Annotated in this window: 1 protein-coding gene; it reads right to left on the bottom strand. The window is 60.5% G+C overall.

The genetic code is table 11. The features are described 5' to 3' along the window. Positions 1-314, bottom strand: a 314-nt coding sequence (locus A5780_RS08825) for a helix-turn-helix transcriptional regulator (RefSeq protein ID WP_197521704.1), incomplete at its 3' end; no start/stop codon positions are given. Between the last annotated feature and the right edge of the window lie 418 nt (positions 315-732).

The following is a 732-nucleotide window of genomic DNA, read 5'->3' as shown; positions in this document are numbered from 1 at the left end:
TTGAGGATGAACACCGGCACCGTGATCGCCTCGATAGCGCGAAGCTCCAGGTCACAGGGTGCACTGTCGTCGGACCGAAGCCGACCCTCCTTCGCCGAAACCAGAAGCCGGACGTTGTTCTCCTGAATTTCAAGCGCTCCCAGCACTTTTCGGAGGTTGTCGTCGACGAGCCGACGCTCATCGCGCTCTATCGCCTTGATCGTTCCCGCTGCCAGCCCGACCCGCCGGCCCAGCTCGGCTCGATCCAAATCCAGCTGCTTCCTGCGCTTTTCGACGAACGCTCCCAGGTTTCCGAACCTCGCCGGTACCGTCACGGTCTTACCTCCCCGTCGATCGTGTGGAGCAACCGGCCACAAGTTGTGGCCGCTGCAACCATTGACCCCCTGCACTGTGCCCACAATGCTAGAGCTAGATCGCAAGCGCATACAGGCCGCAAACACACAATCCGGTGTGACTCCGGTCATGAATACAAAGGGGTATATGCGTTTCGGCTGCCACATCGTCGAGGCATGCCGTCGTGCAACACATTTGGTTAGAAAGCGCCCACGGCGCAATGCGGGAGGGAATTGAATGATGAGTCCAGAGCGCCGGGAGTTGTTGTCATCCGACCTCGACCGCGGCTACCGGGTCGCGTCACAGGTCAGCGACGCCGCGAACCTCATCCAGACCTACGCCGACACCGCCGACGACCTCGAATTGGCGGCATTTGTTCGGCAATTCGCCGAGCATCTG

This window comes from Nocardia sp. 852002-20019_SCH5090214 (genome assembly GCF_001665865.1).
GTDB lineage: Bacteria > Actinomycetota > Actinomycetes > Mycobacteriales > Mycobacteriaceae > Nocardia > Nocardia nova.
The sequence above is the reverse complement of the archived record's forward strand: the minus strand, read 5'-3'. Positions and strand labels throughout refer to the sequence as shown.